Here is an 18879-nt window from a genome sequence, read left to right as displayed (position 1 = left end):
ATTGGCAAACACATTTCAAGAGTAAGTTTGACGTTAAGTTTAGTTACATGAAAAGGTAGATGAAAGGGCTTGCATGAAAATCTCTAAAAAATAATCGTTGAAAGCGTGAATCATCGCGATATATACTATTACACAGAAAGAACCTTTTCAGATTGCGTTTTAGGAGTGAGTGAGGTGAAGAGCTCTTATTTAGTTAAAAATGACTGACTGTCAGACAGTGTCGACCGCTAAGCGGCAAACTGAAGCAAACCTAAGGAGGAATGGTATGCAAGACAACAGCAGGACACTTAAACGTTCGTTAAGCGTGTGGCAGCTGGTTGTATTGGGATTGGGTTTTATGACGCCGATGGTCATTTTCGACACGTTCGGAATCGCCTCAGACATTACGGGCGGGCATGTCACCGGCGCCTACATTATCGCGCTTATCGCTCTTCTCTTTACAGCGGGCAGCTATGTTTTCATGATCCGCGCATTTCCGAGCGCGGGATCGGCGTATACATACACCCAGAAAGCCTTCAACTCTCATCTCGGATTTATGGTCGGCTGGCTGGCATTAATGGACTATCTATTCTTACCTATGGTCAACGCTTTGATCTCGCAAATTTACCTAACTTCTATTTTCCCTGACGTTCCTTCTTGGATATTCATCGTTGCGTTCGTTGCGATTATGACGCTGATCAATCTGCTGACGGTCAAAGGAACGGCCAACTTGAATTCTTCTTTCGTCATTTTCCAAATTGTAATGGTCGCTGCTTTCGTTGTGTTTGCCGCATGGGGAGTAATCAATGGCACATTGGAAGGTAAACTCTGGTATCCCCAAGCTATTTTCTCAACGGGCATAGACTCCTCTACTATGATCGCCGGAGCGACGCTGCTAGTGTTCTCCTATCTCGGTTTCGATGCCGTAGCTGGATTCTCTGAGGAAACAACCCATCCGACACGTACGATTCCACGTGCGCTTTTCCTTACAGCGTTGCTGGGTGGACTGATGTTTATCGTCAGCTCCTACTTTGTCCAAACACTGTACCCTACGGCCGCAGATTTCGAAGATTTCACGGCATCCACACCGGAAATAGCTGCTAAATTCGGAAGTGTGGTCTTCCAGGTTATTTTCCTAGCCGCAGGTTTTGCTGGCACGATCGCTTCCGCGGTCTCCTCCCAAGCCAGCGTTTCGCGCCTCATATATGCCATGGGACGGGATAGAATGCTCCCTTCCTCCTGGTTCAGTCACATCAGCTCACGTTCCCGCACGCCTCTATTCAATATCGTGCTGGTCGGTATCATCTCGCTTACGGCTATCTTCTTCAGTTTGGAGTTGGCAGCGTCGTTCATTAACTTTGGCGCACTGATCGCTTTCTCGTTCGTCAATTTATCCGTCATTTCTCATTATGTCGTAAAGAACAAAATGCTTCATTCGTCCCGTGACTACCTCCGGTACCTAGTGGTTCCGATTATCGGAACGGCTGCAATGATCATCATGTGGTTCAGTCTTGACCGCCACTCCTGGACTCTAGGCTTTATCTGGCTGGCACTTGGCTTCCTCTGTCTTCTCTATACGACCAAGGGGTTCAAGGTAAAGCCTGCCGAATTCAACTGGGACGCCAAACCAGAAGAGCCGACTATCTCCGCTTAAACTTGTTATAACGTTTTATGAATGATATTCATTCATAAAAGTGGCGATCCACAGCACGCTTGAAAAGAATCGTAAAACAATAAAAGCAGTGGCAGTCTAGGACTTATTTTACCGTCCAAAGACCACCGCTGTTTCTATTTTTATGGTCAGTCTACAAGTCGCTTAGATCGAGCGGCTCCATGCTGAACGAGTCATACTCTACATCTCAGAAACCAAAAGAAAAACCCCATACGGGGTTGAATCTGAAATTGACCAATAGTAAGCTGCAATTATACAAAACTCAGCAGTAATTGTGCAGGAGGGGCAGTAAATTTAGGTGATATTATAGTGTAAGTCGAAGGTTACCCTATGCCGTTCCCCAAGTCACCCGGGAAGTTTTAAGCCAATTGCGGTAAGCGATGCTGAGACGATCCGGCTTTAAATGCAGCTCCGATTGTAGATCCAAAGGAAGCAATTCCGGTCGTTGGCTCTCCAGAATCAAGGTGTCCTGCTCTAAGATAAAAGTCTGAAAGCTCGTGAACTGATCGTCAGGAGCGTCGAAGGCATAGTTCCGGGATAACGCCACGTATACTTTCGAAAGCCTCTCTTCAACGGGCATTACGGAGAAAAGAATGGAAAACACGTCACCGGTCAATGGATTCGTCTTCATTAATCTAGCAGTCGTTGGCTTAAGCACCTCGTAAACGTAACGGGCGATACCTGAGTTGCCCGTACTATCCGGGTCAGGTTGGAAAAGATCGATTTCGTCCGAGCGTATACCATCATCTGTCACGGTTACGTTATAATCCGGAATTTCCGGAAATGCCGAATCTCCCAAGTAACCCTCATGCAGGAATGCCAAATGACCCACGTCAAGGAAGTTCTCGATTACTCTCGGCGCCGAAGCATTCAAAGCGTAAGGCCCGCAGAAAACCGTGCGGAACTTATCGTCCTCGAATTCCTTGTAATAAGGGATCTCCGAAGAGGATGAAGGCCTCAACCTGACCCATACAAGCCCGTGTTTCTCCAAGCTCTCGTAGGTGACGGCGCAAGCTTGTCGGGTAATCGACTGTTCCGGTTTCTGCTGGGGAATTCGGACGCACGCCCCAGACCCGTCATAACGCCATCCATGATAGGGGCAAACGAGTGTATCGTCGACAACCTTGCCTAACGATAAAGCAGCGCCCCGATGAACGCATAAGTCCTTCCAAGCGTGAATGCTCGCCGAATTGCGAAACAATACCAACCTTTCCCCTAACAAAATCCTGCCGATCGGGGCATCCTGGATCTCTTCGGAGAATGCAACCGGATGCCACTCGCCCATCAAAACCAAATCTGCCACCATGCTCCCGCTCACCTCTCGGCCTAGTTTTTAATTTCGCCTTTGATTCCTTTCACGAACCAGTTCATGCTTAGAATTTCCTCGTCGCTGATCGGCTTATCGCTTTTCACGCGAACGGCTCCGGTTTGATCTAGAACTGGGCCTTCGAAGACGTCGAAAGTACCGCCGAGTATTTCCTTCTTCTTTGCCTCAACAAGGTCCCGTACGTCTTGAGGAACGTTTTTGCCGAATGGCGCGATATCGGTAATGCCTTCTTTCATGCCTCCGAAGTAGGAGCCGGTTTTCCAGGTGCCGTCTATGATGCTCTTAACAGTCTCCACGAAATAGGGACTCCAATTCCAAATGAAATTCGTCAAATACGTTTCAGGGGCGTATTTATTCATGTCGGAATCTTTACCGCTTCCCCAAACGCCTTTCTCCGCAGCCGCTTGCAGAATAGTTGGAGCATCATGGTATGCCGCCAGGACGTCGACTCCGTAATCTATCATCGTGTCGGCTGCTAGCTTCTCTGCAGTGGGGTTAAACCAGGTGTTGCTCCAAATAACCGATACCTCGACATCCGGATTCACGCTTTGCGCGCCCAAGGTGAAGGCGTTAATGGCCGAGATGACTTCGGGAATCGCGAAGGTTCCGATATAACCGATCTTCTTGTTCTTCGCCATTTTTCCGGCTATTATCCCTACTAGATAATTGCTTTGATATTCCCGTCCCATATAAGTAGCTAAGTTGTCCAATGTTTTATAACCGGTTGCGTGTAAGAATTTCACGTCAGGGTACTTCTCTGCGGCTGTAACAATCGCATCCATATAACCGAACGTTGTGCCAAAAATAATATCGTAGTTCTGCGCAAGCTCCTCGAAAACCCGATTCGCGTCCGATTCAGCAACGTTGTCCATGGCCAACGTCTCAACGCCTAGTTCTTTTTCTAAGGCGATACGCCCGCGATCCATTTCAAAGTTCCAGCCCGTTTCCCCGATCGGTGTCGCGAATACGAACGCAACCTTCGGAAGATCTTTGGGTGGACTTGGTTCCGTCAAATCGGAAGCTGTACCGGAGGACAAGCCGGTATCGCTCACAGTCGTTGAAGAAGCACCTTCGGTCGCTGCATTGTTGGCGTTTCCCGAACAAGCCGTTAACGTTAACAAGGTAATAAAAAGGAAAATACCCATGATTTTTCTCATTTCGTAATCCTCTCCCGCCTGCTCAAATGTATATTCTTGAAGATTCTAAGAAGATTATAAAAGATGTTATCAATGACGTAAAGTTATCTGACATATAGTTCGTATTTTTCACTAGATTTATGGCCTTTTCTTGTGCGGACTGCCTCTTTTCATCATGTTTATGTTATTTTCTATCAGTAATTATGTTATATTTGGTGACATATATTTAACAGGAGGTTTGATTCATGTCCAATCAAGTATGGATCCGGAATGGCTATATCGTCACCATGAATTCAAATCGCGACGTCTACGAGCAAGGAGATATTCTAATAGAGGGGGACATAATTATTGGCGTAGGACGAGTGGAACCCCTGGCGGTCAGCGCGGATGCCGAAATCATAGATGCCTCTGGGAAAATCATTCTCCCCGGATATGTAAATACGCACGTTCATCTTTCTCAACAGCTTGCTCGAGGTTTGGCGGACGACGTAGACCTGCTGACATGGCTCCGCGAGCGGATATGGCCGTATGAAAGCAATATGACAGAGAGAGACTCCTATTTTTCCTCCCTTGCTTGCTGCTTGGAACTTATTCGTTCGGGTGTCACCACTTTCGCCGAAGCCGGCGGACAAGAAGTCGGCGGTATGGTTAAGGCCGTTACCGAAGCCGGCTTAAGAGGTATTCTCACCCGATCAACGATGGATGCGGGTGAAGGGTTGCCTAGCAAATGGGTGGAATCTACGGATAAGAGCTTGGAGAAGCAAGTGGAACTGATCGAGAAGTGGCATGGTTCCGCTGAGGGGCGCGTTAAAATATGGTTTTGCATCCGAACGATCTTTAACGCGACCGATGACCTCATTGTCCGGACGAAGCAGCTTGCTGATCGTTATGGTGTCGGCATACACATGCACGTGGGAGAGGTGGACGAAGAAAATCGGTTTGTCAGAGAGACACGCGGGAGATCAACCGTGGAACACTTGGCACACCTTGGCGTATTGGACAAGAATTTCTTAGCGGTTCACTGCGTATGGCTTTCGGACAATGAAATTGACTTATTCCGCCAATATGGTGTGAAGGTTTCCCATAACCCCGCGGCAGCTATGAAGGTCGTCCTTGGCTTTGCCAAAATTCCGGAAATGATCGACAAAGGAATCGTCGTATCCATCGGCACGGACGGAGCTCCTTCCAACAACCGAATGGATATGATGAGCGAGATGTACCTGACCTCCCTTATTCACAAAGGCAGGACGCTCAATCCCAAATCGATGCCCGCAGAAAAAATATTGGAGATGGCGACAATAGACGGGGCCGCCTGCCTGGGATTGGACAATGAAATCGGTTCACTTGAGGCAGGAAAGAAGGCCGATCTCATTATGCTTAACCCTTCCCAGATTGGCAATATCCCGCTGCACGATCCTCTTGCCAACATCGTCTATGCGATGCAATCCTCTAACGTAGAATCGTCCATGTGTGCTGGCAAATGGCTGATGCGTAATCGGAAAATCATCATGATTGACGAAGAGAAAGTCATGAAGGAAGCTTCCGAACGGGCAGCAGCTTTGATTACGAGAAGCAAAATCATTTTACCTAAGCGGTTTCCCATAAGTTGAAACAAACAGCCTAACAGCAGAAGAGCATCGCTCTTGCCGTTAGGCTGTTTCGTACAAGTTGAAGTCCACATACTGCTGTTGCATAGGCCTGTGCTTTACACCAAATTGTTTTATTCAATCAGGTCATTTTGTTAGGAGGTCTGAATCCTGTCATTACGAGTTTGTCACATACCGGCGAACAGTTTGGACATATGCCGATAACTGATAGCAACGCTTTCCAGCTGGTTTTTCGTCGTCAAATCCTGCTCGACAAAGATGTATTTGGCAAAGCCGAGCTTCCCTACTTCTTGCACGATTCGAGGAATGTCGATGATCCCATCGCCGATCTCGGCGAAGTATTCAGGCTTGCAGAAATCAAGGAAGCGTTCGTAGGAGATTTCTTCATCGTTTGAGAGGATCTCAAATGCATTCAACGGTTCGATCCCTCTTGGAAAATCCTTCTGATGAACAAGATCGCAACGCGAGCCAAGCCGCTTGAGATACTCGACCGGATCGACGCCGCCGCGTAACGTCCAGTAGGTGTCGAGCTCGATCTTCACCAAATCCTCCTCCGTGTTTTCCAGCAGGAGATCCATTACATACTTTCCGTCAAACTGTTGAAATTCTTGAAAATGATTGTGGTAATAAAATTGCATATTGTTCTTCTTGCAGATCTCGCCGTATTTGTTCAGGGTGCTGCTGGTATCGAGCACATCCTGCATGTTTCGGAAGAAGGCGATTCCTTTGCCGATGGCGGTATTGCCGAGCTCCTGGTTGAACGCGATCACGCGATCCCAATCAAACTTCTCCATCGGGTCCATATGTGCCGATACGACCTTCAAGCCGAGCCGGTCCAAAGTATCCTTCAACTGCATAGGCGTCATCCCCCCGATATTCAAGGTTTGATCCGCTTGATGAAAAGCCAGCTCCACATAGCGGTAACCGATTTCCGCCACCTTCTCGAGCGTGCCTGCGTAATCTTTGGCCAGCTCGTCGCGCACAGAATATAATTGAAGTCCAAAAGCCAAACTCATTGCGTTCTTCCTCCTCTTTATCCTATAAATGCAGATTAAGCTTATTCGTCCAACGCGTGCTCGGGAAGATCGGTAGGGAAAGCCTGCGGCTTATCGCAAGTGCTTAGCAGCTCATAATGTTTGCCTTCCCGTGAGGCTTGAAGGAGCCCGTGCATAATTTCGAGTACGTGGTAACAAAGGTCTCCGTTCGCCCGATGCGGCCTCCCGTTACGGATGGCATAAGCCATATCCATCACACCGAGCCCTCTGCTGTTCTGCGTAAAACCATGCGTTAATGGGATTTCAGTAAAACCGATCTGATTTTGGCGCTTCACCTTCACACTTCCATCATAGAAATTCGGATGGGGCACCGATAAGGTACCGGTCGTCCCGTATATTTCGATATCCGGCAGCTCTGATCCCCATACATCGAAGCTTGTGATCAGCGTGCCGACCGCCCCGATTTCGAAATCAAGTAAACCTGCGATATGGGTAGGCGTTTCAACCGGTATTTTCATGCCATAGTTGGTTTGATTCGTTATCATACGTTCATGATGAGTGATCTGGGCTAATCCGGTAACGCGTCGTACAGGACCCATCAGGTTTACCAGAGCGGATAAATAGTAGGGGCCCATGTCAAACAGCGGACCGGCACCTTCCTCATATAAGAAACCCGGATTGGGATGCCAGCTTTCTGGACCCGGACCGACCATGAACGCCGTCGCGCCGATTGGCCTGCCGATCCATCCGTCCTCGATTAATTTGCGCGCTGTCTGAATCGCGCCCCCAAGGAATGTATCCGGAGCGCCGCCGACTAGCAGACCTTTCTCTTTCGCCAAGGAGAGGATTTGCCGACCATCCTCCACCTTCACGGCAAGCGGCTTCTCTCCGTAAGTATGCTTGCCTGCTTCAAGTGCTCTAAGATGGATGTCGGCATGAGCTTTCGGGATCGTCAGGTTGATGACGATTTCAATCTCCGGATCGGCGAGCAGCTCGTCGACCGTACAGGCTCTGGGAATGTTGAATTCTTCTGCTCGGGCTCGGGCTCTTTCAATATCGATATCCGCGCAAGCCACGATGTCCAGGATGCCGAATTTCCGTCCCGCCTCGAAATAAATCGGACTAATATTGCCGCAGCCGATGATTCCGACTTTGACTTTCTCCATGTCTGACTCCTTCCGGAAAGACATGCCGCAGAGCGTACGGGATCAACATCATCCCGGCATCCGCCTGCGGCAGCCGTTCCATTCGATATATGCCTTTCTTATTTTCCGGATTACTTCTTGCTTAGCTTGTCCCAGGCAGCCTGGAATTCGGCCAGCACCTGCGTCTCGTCGATCTTGTTCGAAGCCATCTTCTGAAGAGAAGATCCGAAATCCACAATGACGCCTTCCGGCCACTTCGCCACAGTTCCGCTGAGTACTTTATTCTCATCCACATATTGTTTGACATCGACGCCTAAACTTCCCAACTTGCTTGGATCGACTTTCATGGACTTGAATGGGGGAACGAACTTAAACTCGTCGGTAATATATTTGGCTCCGTCGGTCGCGAGCCAATTCAGGAACTCCTTCGCTTCCGGCTTTACTGCGGAGCTTTTGCTGATGACCCAATAATAAGGAACCGAGACAAAGAGCTTGTCGTTCAGCACAGCATCGTCGTTGATCGGCATCGGCATCATGCCTAGATTCATATTCGGCGTCACTTGATCGAATAGGGGCTGCGTACAGTTGCAGCCGACGGTAATTGCGCCCTGACTGGTGGCGAAAGAGGTGACTTGGCCGTTATAATCCACAGTGAGCGGATCCTTGTAGGCGTTAGCAAGCTCCAATTTCACGGAAGCCAGAAAATCCTTAAACAGCGGGTTGTCGGCGAACTTCTTGGTGCCGCCGCTCAGATCCGCCATAAACTGATCGGGATCGGACTGTTTGGCCATCGGATTATCCGAGCTGAATACGCCGGGACTGTACCAGCTGCCGTAAGGAACGATGAAAGGCGTGATTTGAGCCGCATTCAGCTTGTTCACGGCATCCTTCAGCTCCGTCAACGTAACGGGTACCTTCGTAATGCCCGCTTTGGCAAATAGATCCTTGTTATAGATGTAACCGACGCCTTCCAGCGCAGTCGGGAAGCCATATATTTTGCCGTCGACCGTAGCCGCGGGCTTGGCCGAATCCACGACATCCGCCATCCATGGCTCGCCCGACAAGTCTTCCAGATGTTCGGCCCAAACGCCCATCTCCCGGTATCCGCCAACGTTGAACAAGTCGGGCATTTCTCCGCCGGTAAATTTGGATTTCAGCGTCGTGACGTACTGGTCCGAAATTTGCGTGTCGATTTCGAGCGTCACGCCGGGATGGGTGCTCTCGTACTCTTGCTTCAATTTGCCCAGTGCTTCGGCAATTTCCACCTTGATGTTGAAAATCTTAAGCGTGACATTTTTCGCCGGTTCTGATGCTGATGCTGATGCTGTTGCCGAGGTGCTGAGGGAATTCGATTCGGTAGCGGCCTTGTTTCCGCCGCTGTTGGAGCAGCCTGCAAGCATAAGAGCCATTACGATGCCAATCGTTACGAACAGATGCAGCTTCTTCACATGGGTACCCTCCGTTTGTTTTCGTTTTTTATTATTGCAATCCCATCAGCTAGACTTAAAGCTGCCGGGACAGCCAATCCGCACTCAACTCTAGCAATTCCTCCGCAATCGATTGGTTCTCCGCCAACTTTCCCCGTTCATCGTACACATTAAATCCGTGATTTCCGCCCGTAATCATTTTCAACGTGATGTCATTGCCTCCGGCGTGCCGGATCAACTCGCGGGATAAATCAGGAGGCACGAGCGTGTCCTCCGAGCCGTGCAGCGCGAGCAATGGTCCATGGTAGTTGGCAATATCGTCGAGCGCCCGCGATTGTTCAATCGCTTCAAACCAGTCTTTTCCCAGATGCAGCTGCTGTCCGAAAACCGTTGTGATCATGACTTGGCCGTTTTGCATCGCTTCGTTCCGATAGCTCCAGAACATACCGAAGTTTTCATATCCGTTCCCCGATGCGGATGCCCAGGTGACCAACGCTTTAATATTCGGTTCGCGGCCGGCAACCATTTGCGCAATTCTACCGCCTTGGCTGTACCCGACCAATCCTATGCGTGAGTTGTCGATCCGCTCTGAACCATGAAGGAACTGCAGAGCGGCATGGACATTCCGGATTGAACTGTGCAAATTGTTATTCACATGCGGTTCGCTGCTGTCTCCGCATCCGATGAAGTCAATGCGCAAGGAAGCTATCCCTCTCTGCGACAGCCGATCGGCAAGGCGTTTGTACAGGCCTCCGATTTCATCCTTGTGTCCGCCTGTTCCGTGCAGGAGCAGCACTGCAGGAAAGCCCTCTGAAGAATCCACACTTTCAGGCAGTACCAGAATACCCGGGATTTCATAGCTGTCGCACAAAAGCTTTACATCCGTTTCTACCGCCATCGTTTCATCCTCCGCAAGTATTAACTTGCTTTACTTCTTCAATTTGTCCCAGGACGTCTGGAACTCCGACAGCGCCTGCTCTGCATCGATCTTTTCCCCTGCAAGCTTTTGCAGCGTCGAACCGAAATCCATCGATATGCCCTCAGGCCATTTCGTCGCTGTCGCGGCAAGCACTTTGTTCTCGTCAATATATTTTTTGACGTCGGCTCCTAACGGACCTATTCGGGATTCGTCGACTTTCATGGATTTGAATGCGGGTACGAACTTGAATTCATCCGTCAAGTATTTGGATCCATCGGTCCCCAGCCATTTCAGAAATTCCTTGGCTTCAGCTTTCACCTGAGACTTTGTGTTCAACACCCAATACTGCCCCACCTGGATGAGCAATTTGTCGTTCAACTCCGCATCGTCGTTAATCGGCATCGGCATCATGCCCAGATTCATATCTGGTGTCACTTGATCGATCAATAGCTGCGCACAGTTGCACGACGTTGTCATGGCACCCTGACCGCTCGCCATCGCTGTAATTTGTCCGTTAAAATCGACGGTTAGCGGATCCGTGGAGGCATTATTGACTTCTAATTGAACGGCTTTCAACCAATCCTTAAAAATAAGATTTTCCGAAAACCTTGAGGTGCCTGCATTTAATTCTTGAATAAACTGATCGGAATTCGCTTGTTTGGACATGGGATTATCCGCAGAGAATACGCCAGGGTTGAACCAATCGCCATACGGAACAATGAAGGGCTTGATCCCCGCTGCTTGCAGCTTGTTCACGGCGTCTGTAAGCTCCATCAATGTGACCGGTACTTTGGAAATTCCCGCCTTTGCAAACAGGTCTTTATTGTAGATATAACCGGTCCCGAGGACGGAAGCAGGGAATCCGTATATTTTGCCGTCAAATGTCATACCAGGCTTGGCCCACTCCAGCACATCATTCATCCAGGATTCGCCGGTCAGGTCCTCCAGCTCTTCCGTCCACAAACTCATGCTTCCGTAAGGTTGGAGCGAGAATATATCCGGCATTTCGCCCGAGGTGAATTTGACCTTGAGCGTGGTATTGTATTGCTGACCCGCAGCTTGGGTCTCGATTTCCAGCTTTACGTCAGGATGGGATTGTTCATACTCTTTCTTCAGCGAGTTAAAGGCTTCCGAAATTTCCACTTTGTCATCGAAAATACGGATGATTACATTTTTCGCCGATTCGGTTTCGGCTGCCGCAGTTGCCGGAGTTGCCGCAGTTTCCGCAGCGTTAGTCTTCGTGGGGGCAGCGTCATTGCTGCTTCCGCTTGAGCATCCTGCCGCCACCAGAGCCAGCATCAAGACAATCAACACCTTAGCTTTCAAACGGATTCACCCTCACTCATGTTGGTTTATTTTACATCCACTCACTCTTATCATCGCTCGATGTCAGGTTATTTGACACGCACTCATCTGATCATTGAAGTGGACAAATATGTGTTTCGAGATTATCCTTTTACAGCCCCGCCTGAGACACCTTCGATAATTTGTCGTTGCACGATCAAGAAGAAGACGACGGCCGGCGCCGTCCCCAACACCAGAGCCGGCAGAGCCAAATCCCACCGGGTCAAAAATTGTCCGAAAAAAGCGCTCATGGCTGTCTGGATCGTGCGCTGATCGGCTTTTTGAAGCATCAGATTAGGCAGCAGGAAATCGTTCCAAAACCATAACGTGTTGAGCAGAACGACCGAGACGGTCATGGGTCTCAGCAGCGGAAAGACAATCCGCCAGAATACTCCGATCGCGCCGCAGCCGTCCACAACGGCCGCTTCTTCTATCTCTAAAGAAATCGTTTTGATAAATCCGTGAAACAGGAAGATCGTGAACGAAAGACCCAAACCCCAGTACGTGACGGCAACGCCGCTTAGTGAATTGGTTAGTCCGATCGTTCGCATCACTTGCACCAGCGGAATCATAATCGACTGGAAAGGAATGACCATCGAGGCCACAAAAACAAAAAACATCGCCGAATTGAATTTGGTCGGTTTACGCACCATCCGATAGGCTGTCAGAGCGGCAATTATCGTCACACCGATATTGCTGAACACGGTAATAAATACCGAGTTGGACAACGCCGTCGGGAATCGGAGAGCTCTCCAGGCTTTGCCATAATTCTCCCACACGAATTTCTCGGGCCAGGAAGCCGTGTTCATCAGCATGTCCGCCACAGTCTTGACGGAATTGACCAGTACCAAGTAAAACGGAGCCATAAAGACGATCGCCAGGAGCAAAATCAGGACCTCCGTCCAGAACAAGCCCGATCGCAGCCTTTGCGCCACTCTCATCAGGCTTCCACCTCCAATCGCTTGGTTATGTAGACTTGCGTGGAGGTGATCAGGACGACCGCTAGGAAAAACAGGACGGCTTTGGCCGTACCCAGACTGTAGTTGTTGTTCGAGAAAGCCTCGACATAAATATTAAAGGCAACGGACTGGGATGATTTAAATGGCCCTCCATTCGTCAGGGAAAAATTCAAATCAAACATCTTATAGGTCCAATTGATCGTCAGAAAAAAGCAAACCGTTATGGAAGACATCAGCATCGGCAGCTTGATTCTGAACAGCATCGCAAAGCCGTTCGCTCCGTCGATTTCCGCGGCCTCCTGCATCTCTTTGGACAAAGAGGATAAACCTGCGATATAGATGACCATGACATATCCGATGCCTTGCCAAATGCTGACGATGACCAAGCCCCAGAACGCTGTCGCCTCTGTACCCAACCAGGAAAGCTTGAACAACGGAATGTTCGTTAATTGTCCAATCGTATCGAATCCTTTGGTGAAAATAAACTGCCAAATAAAACCGAGCAGCAAGCCGCCCAGCACGTTGGGCAAGAAAAAAACCGTCCGCCATACATTGCGGAATTTCAAGCGCTTCATCAGGAGATAGGCGAGCGCAAAACCAAGAACGTTAGTCAGAATCGTAATGACGAATGTGATTTTAGTCGAAAACCAGAACGACCTTGCAAAATCCGTGTCATTCGTCACAATCGTTTTGTAGTTTTCGAATCCAACCCATCCTATCTTGCTCGACACCCCGTTCCAATCGGTCATAGAATAATACAAACTAAGGATAAAAGGAGCGACAATGATGAGCACGTACATAATCAAAGCAGGTCCCATAAAAAACGATTGATGCCATAACCCGGACAACTTTTTTCTCACAGGAATCTCCTCCTTTCTATCTAAGGATACCTGTTACTCGCTCCCGCCAACACACACAGATATAACGTTATAGGTGCACTTTCATGACATTATCACTGTCCCATGGGGATACAAATATCAATTTAATTGATAGAAACCCATTTTTCTGGTACAATATATAACATCATAATGTCATATATTGGTTTCATACATCCGGAGGTATTCATCATGAGATGGATCAGACAAAGTTTGAGGCGCCAATTAATCCTCCTGATGCTGCTTTCCCTCACAATTCCGATCGCATTATCCATCTACATCAACTACCGCTTCAACAAGAATTTCCTCTATTCGCAAGCGATTGATGAAACGATGGGCCTTCTCTCCAGAGGCGGAGAGGATATCGTCGATTACGTCAATTCCATTCAAAGGGCTTCCCTATCGATCTATTCGGACGAGGACTTCTATCGACTGCTAACGGGTCAGACGAGCATCATCGGAAACGATTTCTATTACAACCGGCTTCATGCTATTTACAGGTCGATCCATGAAACAAGACAGGTCTATCTATACAGCGCGGCCAACGACAGTTCTTATCTCATGGTCAACGGCAATTTCCAGAAAGCTTCTGGCCGTTCCGCCCTGCTTGACCGGAAAGTAACGCCCTATTCGTTCGCGCTTCAGGGCGTTCACGAGAGCGGGTATTATGTCAATCAGACGTCTTCTTACTTGTCCGTTCCTGTGATTACCTTGCAACGGCCTTTGTACAGAGTGCCTACAAACGAAAAAATCGGAGATTTGGTCATCGAAGTAAAACCCGATGCCTTCCAGCGCATCTTCCGTAACCTTAACGGCAATTTATCGGGCGATCTTTTTCTATATGATGATCAAGACGCCTTGTTCTATGAATCCGGATCCGCCACGGTTCATGAAACCTTTCACAATTCCGTTACCCAACGAATTTCTGAATTTTCTGCCCAAGTAGGTTCCTTTTCCATCAAGGAGGACAGCTTTTCCGGCATTCTGTTTTTTCAGAAAATTCAGGCGGGGAACCACCCGTTTGTTCTGGTGAAACGAATTTCCGCAAAGGTGCTTTACGCCAAGGCGCATCGGATTACGCTGCTGAACTCTACGATCGCCTTGCTATTTCTAGCGGTAGCCATGGGCGCCATTCTCATCGTATCGCTCAATCTCTCTTCGCCGATCCTTCGGCTGATCCGCCATATGAACCGTATCCAAACCGGCCAGTTCAACGCCTCGATCCGCCTCGATCGACAGGACGAAATCGGCGTACTTGCCAATCGATTTCAAACGATGATGGATACGATCAACGATCTGATCCGCAGCGAGTACAAAATCAAATTGGCCAACCAATTAAGCGAAATCAAAGCGCTGCAAGCCCAAATCAATCCGCATTTCCTGAATAACGCGCTCCAATCCATCGGAAGCGAGGCGCTTGAAGCGAATGTGCCGAAAATATATACTTTGATCTCGGCGCTTGGCCAAATGATGTACTACAATATGAATAACAAGGAAATTCTCGTAACGGTGGACCAAGAAGCTGACTTTACGCATCATTATTTGCACCTTCAACAGCAGCGATATCAAGATCAATTCCGATTCCGGATCGAGATCGATGCGGATTCGTGGAATTTGCAAATTCCCAAAATGACCTTGCAGCCCATCGTAGAAAACTATTTCAAGCATAACCTTTTGATTGAAAACGGCATGCTGATCTTGAAATCCCGCATCTTCGGAGACGCGCTCCACTTGACTGTCGAAGATAACGGAACGGGAATGGCGGAGAGAAGCCTGCTGCAAATGGAGGACTATTTGAATTCCGATCATGAAACCGGGAAAACTGCCGGATCAAGCATCGGTTTGCGCAACGTGGCGGAACGCCTGCGGTTTTATTACGGCCCTGAGGCCAGAATTCGGTTGAAGTCTGCAGTTCCTAATGGATTGACGGTCACGTTGGTCATTCCGATCGAACAATTGAAGGAGGAACTGGCATGAAGGCATTGATTGTCGATGACGAGCAGCACGTCCGCAAATCCATTCGGCTGCTGGCAGACTGGCAGGCTTTGGGCATCGATACCGTGCTGGAAGCCGACAACGGCAGTTCCGCTTTGACCCTTATCCAGGAACAGAACCCGGAAGTTATCATTACAGACGTTATGATGCCTCTCCTGAACGGGTTCGAGCTTATGGAGCGGATGCAGGCCCAAAATTCCCGTAAGCACAAATTTATAGTTGTCAGCGGATATAACGACTTTGAATTTATTCAGCATGCGATGAGAAGCGGAGGCATCGATTATTTGCTAAAGCCTGTGGATCGGCAGCAGCTTCAGAATGCTTTGGGCAAAGCTGTCGAATACTGCAGGACCGAGCTGAAATGGGAAGAAAGCAAAAAACTTGAAGAGGAAATGCAAGAGCTCAAGCTCCTCTATCGGGACAAGACGTTATCTGAGCTGTTGGTCAAACGGGGCGTTCCCGCCATTCCCGAAACCTTGATCAGAGCTTTGCCCGGCCTGGTTCAAGCCTCTTCGGGACGTGCGGCCATCGTCCGGTTCAATGCTTGGGAGCCGGGAATGGTTCCGCCTGCCGAAGCGGATTTGAACGCGCATCTGGCCGCATGGTTGGAACGGTTTAACGCCGCTCTCCCGGACAAGCAATGCGGGGTCGCTTTCAAGAACTGGAATCATCACTCGGAGATCGTCGTTCTGACCTGGAAAAACCTGGATCGGATGGATTTTCTCGCTGAAGCTGCGCACCGTCACGCGGGAGCCGCCGTGGAGGCAGGCATGCACATCGGCATTGGCTCGAAGACGGATTTTCCGGCTTGCTTGTACCAATCCTACGAGGAAGCGATCCACGCGCTGTCCCGCCGAAATATGTTGACCGCGGAACGGCGAATCCACCTATATTCGGAGTCCGCAGCGGACGTTTCCGGCCGTTTGCGCTTCGATCCTTTCGAAGAAAACATCCTTACCGCGCTGAAGAGCAGCAATAAAGAGCAGGTGCGAATCGCGGTTCGCAAGTGGACGGAATATTTACAGGGGCTCAAGGGGATCGGTTTGCTTCATCTGCGTCGGTGGCTGGATGAATATAAAATGGTCAAGGAACGTTGGCTAGACAGCTTCTATAATGACGATTCCGGAGCCGGGCATCGTTCGGCGCCCACAGCTCTACAGATTCCCTTGAATGCGTCAGGCAATATCGACCTATCATCATTGGAAGACGCTCTGGGAGAGGATCTGATCCGGCTTCAGCACGCCTTCATTCAATCTCGCCAATCCAGGCAGCTTAACATCATGAAGGATATCGCCCTGTTCCTGCAGGCGAACTACTGGAAAGATATTCCCCTGCAAGAAATATCCGATCGCTTCTATTTGAACAAAGAGCATATCTCTCGCCGATTCAAACAGGAGTTCAGCGAGACGATCACGGATTATACGAACCGGATCCGTATCGAGAAAGCCAAAGTTCTGCTGCTTAATCCCTCCCTGCGAATTTCGGAAATCGCGCTAATGATCGGTTACCGCGATGAAAAATATTTCAGCCGTGTGTTCAAAAAGATCGAGAAAATGCCCCCGAATTTATACCGTAGCAAAATCAGCGGACTTTCGTCTTAACGAAGCTAGACGTGCATAAAACCTCGCTCTATCGGTGCTGGTAGATCAAGGAACATCTCGTATCCGGCCAGGTTGCCGGAGATGTGCCGCTACCTGATAAGCAGGGGTCTCTTCCCTACCACCCATATTGGATTAAGGTATAAGCAATAAACCCCAACGAAAGCACCATGGAAACGATTGAGAAAATCAGGATCCAAATTTGTTTACTACGATGGCTTATTAAACGATATAACGAATATAGAATCATAATTAAAGTAATAACAATCATTGTCCTTCTTATCCAAACAACCGCAGACATGGCAGCCATCATATTTGTGACTTATGGTTCATTATTCAAATCCTCCTTGGCGCTTAGTATTGCAGTTGTAAACAGTTTGAAGCCGTCAACAATCCCTTTCTGCTTTAAGGCGCCATTTCTTCCTTGAGCCGCTCCAAGGTCATCCGCTGGATAAAGCGGGAGTATTTCTCCTTAGTCTTGCCGTTCTCCTGATAATAGGAAATCAGTCTCTCAACTATCGGAATTAATCGAGTTTCAGGAACATTCTCGAACAGTATTTGGGCTAATGAGGCTTTGATCGATTTCCCTTCCCCACCCACGTAAATATTGAACCCGTCTTTCATCTTGACGATCCCGATATCTTTGAAAAGCGGCTCGCTAGTCGCATTCGCACAACCTGCGTACCCAACTTTCAGCGGGTTAGGAACCACATGACCTGCGACGATTTCGTTCAATTTAAGAGCAACGGAAAGCCCTGCTTCTTCCGCGCCTCTACAGAAATTACAAGCATTTAAGTTTTTTGAGAAGAAACCGGTCGGATATACCTCTAAACCTGCTTCAATGAGTTTTTCTTTCGTTTCATTAAAATGATCTTCTTCGATATCGATATACAGCTGCTTAAATGTGGTAAATTCAATTTTTGCATCTGCTCGGAGTACGTCACTTATGGACTTCCATTGCTCTGCAGTGAATAAACTTCCCCCGACCCCAATAGGGGGTGCAACCGCGATCTTCATCCTCTTCTCCTCCTGCTTGCTTAGCTTATATACAGCTTAAGGAACATTTACGACAAAAGGTACAATAAAGGTTTTACCATTCCGTTGAAATTGCCCCCATATTTTATAAAGACCGCTCTTTGGGAATTTCGTCATAAACTGTGCATCCGGTCCTTTCGCTTTCTCATCCGTAGGATGAACGTGTAAATATTGCTCAGCGTCCGCACTTATGATGACCACATGGCCTACGGCACCCAGATAGGGTTGTAAATCAGTAATGGGCTTTTTCGTTTTTGCATCCACCATGTTAAACGTTAAGTTCAAGTCCTTTTCAGCCATTAAATGATCAAAGGATAACGTAATGTTAATGTCGTTAATCGTCTTAACGAAGTTTGTTTCCGGAATAATCTCGGTAAGTTCTGAAGCAGTTCCATTGACAGACACCCATTCACTTTGGGATGTCGCTGAACTGCCAGTTGGGACATAGTCCGCAAACAGCTTGTAGTCGCCTGAATCCGGGAACTGAGTAGTCACTACAAATTTGCCGTCACCTGTGTATTCAGGATGAATATGGTCGAAGAAAGATAAATCTTTGCTCACAACAATTAAATGCATCTTCTTCTCATGGTTGATATCAAACTTATCGATTGGCTTACCTTCGTTATCTTGAATTTGAATCGTGATGGCAGTATCTGTATTCGGCTTCGGATTTTCAGTCGAAAGCGTCCAAACTGCACTTGTTGATTGTGCGGCGCTTGTCGAACCCTTCTCTGCATGTGATCCGTGATCCATTCCGTTGCTGCCATGTTCCATCTGGTTATTGCTATTTTGTTTGGAACAGGCGGTTAAAAATACAAAAACTACGATTAACAATACGAGAGAAAGTCGTTTCATTGTGATACCCT

Annotated in this window: 15 protein-coding genes; 4 read left to right on the top strand and 11 right to left on the bottom strand. The window is 48.4% G+C overall.

Features of this window, described 5'->3' with window-relative positions; all coding sequences use genetic code 11:
• The first annotated feature begins 265 nt into the window (after window positions 1–265).
• Window positions 266–1633, top strand: a complete 1368-nt coding sequence (locus ACESLK_RS07855; RefSeq protein ID WP_373228654.1) for an APC family permease — start codon at window positions 266–268, stop codon at window positions 1631–1633.
• 346 nt (window positions 1634–1979) lie between these two features.
• Here ACESLK_RS07855 and ACESLK_RS07850 read toward each other — a convergent pair whose 3' ends face one another.
• Entirely contained in the window at window positions 1980–2957 is a 978-nt protein-coding gene (locus ACESLK_RS07850; RefSeq protein ID WP_373228653.1) for an aromatic ring-hydroxylating dioxygenase subunit alpha, read from the bottom strand.
• A gap of 20 nt (window positions 2958–2977) precedes the next feature.
• Complete coding sequence (locus ACESLK_RS07845; RefSeq protein ID WP_373228652.1) at window positions 2978–4135, bottom strand: BMP family ABC transporter substrate-binding protein; 1158 nt, start codon at window positions 4133–4135, stop codon at window positions 2978–2980.
• A 224-nt stretch (window positions 4136–4359) separates the two neighbouring features.
• Here ACESLK_RS07845 and ACESLK_RS07840 point away from each other — a divergent pair, with 224 nt between their 5' ends.
• Complete coding sequence (locus ACESLK_RS07840; RefSeq protein WP_373228649.1) at window positions 4360–5724, top strand: amidohydrolase; 1365 nt, start codon at window positions 4360–4362, stop codon at window positions 5722–5724.
• Between the two features lie 164 nt (window positions 5725–5888).
• On the opposite strand, the gene ACESLK_RS07835 is transcribed toward ACESLK_RS07840, so the two are convergent.
• The 7 genes from ACESLK_RS07835 to ACESLK_RS07805 all read right to left on the bottom strand — a co-directional run bounded on the left by ACESLK_RS07835 (window position 5889) and on the right by ACESLK_RS07805 (window position 13328).
• Window positions 5889–6737 carry a sugar phosphate isomerase/epimerase family protein gene (locus ACESLK_RS07835; protein ID WP_373228647.1) on the bottom strand — a complete coding sequence of 283 codons (849 nt, stop codon included), beginning with the start codon at window positions 6735–6737 and terminating at the stop codon, window positions 5889–5891.
• Window positions 6738–6778: 41 nt separating this feature from the next.
• Window positions 6779–7882, bottom strand: coding sequence for a Gfo/Idh/MocA family protein (locus ACESLK_RS07830; RefSeq protein WP_373228645.1), 1104 nt, complete (start codon window positions 7880–7882; stop codon window positions 6779–6781).
• 110 nt (window positions 7883–7992) lie between these two features.
• Window positions 7993–9309: an ABC transporter substrate-binding protein gene (locus ACESLK_RS07825; RefSeq protein WP_373228644.1), complete on the bottom strand. Its 1317-nt coding sequence runs from the start codon at window positions 9307–9309 to the stop codon at window positions 7993–7995.
• Between the two features lie 55 nt (window positions 9310–9364).
• A complete protein-coding gene (locus tag ACESLK_RS07820; RefSeq protein WP_373228643.1) occupies window positions 9365–10186 on the bottom strand; it encodes an alpha/beta hydrolase family protein in 822 nt (273 codons plus the stop codon).
• A gap of 30 nt (window positions 10187–10216) precedes the next feature.
• A complete protein-coding gene (locus ACESLK_RS07815; protein WP_373228641.1) occupies window positions 10217–11533 on the bottom strand; it encodes an ABC transporter substrate-binding protein in 1317 nt (438 codons plus the stop codon).
• 122 nt (window positions 11534–11655) lie between these two features.
• On the bottom strand, window positions 11656–12492 hold the full coding sequence (locus tag ACESLK_RS07810; RefSeq protein ID WP_373228640.1) for a carbohydrate ABC transporter permease: 837 nt from the start codon (window positions 12490–12492) through the stop codon (window positions 11656–11658).
• Window positions 12492–13328, bottom strand: coding sequence for a carbohydrate ABC transporter permease (locus ACESLK_RS07805; RefSeq protein ID WP_373228757.1), 837 nt, complete (start codon window positions 13326–13328; stop codon window positions 12492–12494). Before ACESLK_RS07805 ends, ACESLK_RS07810 begins: the two co-directional genes overlap by 1 nt.
• A 249-nt stretch (window positions 13329–13577) precedes the next feature.
• Here ACESLK_RS07805 and ACESLK_RS07800 point away from each other — a divergent pair, with 249 nt between their 5' ends.
• Both ACESLK_RS07800 and ACESLK_RS07795 read left to right on the top strand, forming a co-directional pair.
• On the top strand, window positions 13578–15362 hold the full coding sequence (locus ACESLK_RS07800; protein ID WP_373228638.1) for a cache domain-containing sensor histidine kinase: 1785 nt from the start codon (window positions 13578–13580) through the stop codon (window positions 15360–15362).
• Window positions 15359–16981, top strand: coding sequence for a response regulator (locus ACESLK_RS07795; RefSeq protein WP_373228637.1), 1623 nt, complete (start codon window positions 15359–15361; stop codon window positions 16979–16981). Before ACESLK_RS07800 ends, ACESLK_RS07795 begins: the two co-directional genes overlap by 4 nt.
• Before the next feature lie 402 nt (window positions 16982–17383).
• Here ACESLK_RS07795 and ACESLK_RS07790 read toward each other — a convergent pair whose 3' ends face one another.
• Window positions 17384–17995: a nitrite reductase gene (locus tag ACESLK_RS07790; protein ID WP_373228635.1), complete on the bottom strand. Its 612-nt coding sequence runs from the start codon at window positions 17993–17995 to the stop codon at window positions 17384–17386.
• A 36-nt stretch (window positions 17996–18031) separates the two neighbouring features.
• On the bottom strand, window positions 18032–18868 hold the full coding sequence (locus tag ACESLK_RS07785) for a hypothetical protein (RefSeq protein ID WP_373228634.1): 837 nt from the start codon (window positions 18866–18868) through the stop codon (window positions 18032–18034).
• Between the last annotated feature and the right edge of the window lie 11 nt (window positions 18869–18879).

It is taken from the genome of Cohnella sp. (genome assembly GCF_041640265.1).
GTDB lineage: Bacteria > Bacillota > Bacilli > Paenibacillales > Paenibacillaceae > Cohnella.
This window is presented reverse-complemented; position numbering and strand designations above follow the sequence as displayed.